Annotated in this window: 2 protein-coding genes; both read right to left on the bottom strand. The window is 55.0% G+C overall.

All coding sequences use genetic code 11. The features are described 5' to 3' along the window. Positions 1-233: 233 nt before the first annotated feature. Entirely contained in the window at positions 234-905 is a 672-nt protein-coding gene (locus VMJ32_18100; protein ID HTQ40934.1) for an HD domain-containing protein, read from the bottom strand. 314 nt (positions 906-1219) lie between these two features. Then, the coding region (gene cls, locus VMJ32_18095) for a cardiolipin synthase (protein HTQ40933.1) at positions 1220-2364 on the bottom strand (1145 nt) is incomplete at its 5' end.

The following is a 2364-nucleotide window of genomic DNA, read 5'->3' as shown; positions in this document are numbered from 1 at the left end:
CATTACGATCATTAAGAAACGCATACTCTCCACTGATTTTATAACCTTCACCTGGGGACGGCTTTCCAAACCGCCGCACAACCGCTGCGGGTGTGACACAAACTTCACCCATAATCGTAATACCGTCCAGCTCGGCATCTTGACTCTTGACGTATCGGAACATGGAATACTCCTTATGCAGAGTTAATACATTTGCTGGTCTGTTTATTTATGTCACCGCGATTTCATTTCGCTCATTCCCCGTGTTCTTGCTCCAGCTCGCGCAGATACTTCAGCGCGTCGTCGACATCGGGCACGAGCATGTTTTTCTGCCGGCCGCCGCGGTCGCATTTGGAAAGCAGTTCCAGTTCGTGAAAATCTTCATGGGTTTCCAGCCGGCGCTTGGCACGAACGCCTAACTCTCCCCGCGCCATTTGATTCGCCTCGGTGTGATGTTCGATGAGCCATGCCGTGCGCGGGGTAATGTATCCGTCCAGTGCCGACAGGCCGGCGGCGATGTGATTTTTGCGGTCGATGGCTTTGCCCACGTCGTGCAACAGCGCGGCCAGCAAAAATTCCTCGTCGTAGGGCAACTCGTGCCGGGCCAGATCGAACACTTGCAGCGTGTGGTGCAGACAATCTCCCTCGGGATGATATTCTGGATTCAGCTTCACTTGCTCCAGCGGCAACAAGAGCCGCTTATAAAAATCGAACCGATCCCCCAACACCACGCCAGCGGGCGGAGCGGCCGTGTGAACCAGGCTGCGAATTTCCTCGTCGCTGGGCAAATCTTCGTCGGGAATCCAACCGCGGGCCGCGCGGCGTGCGGCTTTCATCCGCGCCGCTTGATATTCCGACTCCTGCCCGGCGCGGATCAGCTGCGCCGCATCCCAAGCAATCCGCCGGCGAAGTTTTTCGTTAGCCATGGCATTTATTTACCGCAGAGACGCAGAGAAATTGACCATCAAGAGGCCACAGATGAATACGGATAGATCAGAGGAAGATTAAAAGAGTTGATTTTGGATATTCAACTGCTATTTTACATTTCCCAAATCGGCCCTGTGTAATCGACTGCCGTCTTGTCATTCTCAGCGCAATTTTGCAAATCGTTCGGTGGCTTTTGCATAGGTTGCTCCACCGCGCGAATTGAAGTAGTGCGGTCACGACGATGGCTTCAGTTTATCGGGCTCAACGACAAAATCAAATGGAAGCTTTTGCGTAAACCATTGAGCTTCAAAATTTACATCAACGGGCTCAGTAAATGGGCCGCGGCGTCGCCCAGTTGCGATAGATAGGAGCGGCGCTGGACATCTTCGTGCGTTATTTCACGGCTGTGTTGTAAATTGCGGGAGAACAAATCGAGCAGCCGACGCGCCAACGGTTTACTGCGCGCCAAACAACTGGCTTCAAAATTCAAACGAAAACTGCGAACGTCAATGTTCGCGCTGCCGACGATCGATAAATCATTGTCGATCACCACGCTTTTCGCGTGCAAAATGTTCGGCTGGTATTCGTACAATCGCACGCCGGCGGCCAACAAATCCGGATAGTACGAACGGCCGGCCCATTGCACAACCCAAGCGTCGCTTTTGGCCGGCACCAACACGCGCACATCAACACCGCGATACACCGCCGTCCGCAGCGCCGCCATCGTGCTTTCTTCCGGAATTAAATAAGGCGTGGTAATGTATACCCGCTCCTTGGCCTGCGCCATCGATAGAAACAGGGCATCGTGCGTGAAGTTGTGCGGCGTGTGCGGACCGCTGGCCAAAATGCTGCACACTGCTTGATCGTCATCAGGTGCCGGCAACGCGGCTCTGCCTTCCGGCGTTTGCCATTGGCAAAAGATTTGTGGCGTGACAATTTCCCGCCCCGTGGCAAAAAACCAATCTTCGGCGAACGTTTCCTGCAACTGATCGACGGTCGGCCCCTCCAGTTGCAACGCCAAGTCATGCCAACCGGTTGTGTACTCGTCTCCGATGTTGATGCCACCCAAAAAACCGGTGCAGCCATCGGCTAGCACAATTTTGCGATGATTGCGAAAGTTGATGGTCGGCCGCGAGCTCCACAGCGTCAGCGGCAGGAAAAACGCCACTTCGCCGCCGGCCTGCTCCAATGGTCGCATGAGATTCCGTCGGCGGGCAAAGCGGCTTCCCAGGCCGTCCAGTAATAATCGCACCTGGACGCCGGCCCGCGCTTTTTCCACTAGCAAATCGCGCCAAGCACGGCCGGTGGCATCGTCGTTCCATATATAAAACGAAATGTGAATGTGCTGCCGGGCGGCGCGAATGGCCGACTCCATCGCCGGGTAGGCTTCGGCAGCGTCAACCAATAATCGCACTCGATTGCCGATGGTGGGTGGAAAGACCCACTCGGCTTCTTCCA

The sequence above is a fragment of the Pirellulales bacterium genome (genome assembly GCA_035499655.1).
In the GTDB taxonomy this organism is placed as follows: Bacteria; Planctomycetota; Planctomycetia; order Pirellulales; family JADZDJ01; genus DATJYL01.
Note: the sequence above shows the minus strand (reverse complement) of the source record. Positions and strands in the feature narration are given on the sequence as shown.

Coding starts and splice junctions, on each gene's coding strand:
- VMJ32_18100 (HTQ40934.1), bottom strand. CDS start 905: ATGGCTAACGAAAAACTTCGCCGGCGGATTGCTTGGGATGCGGCGCAG.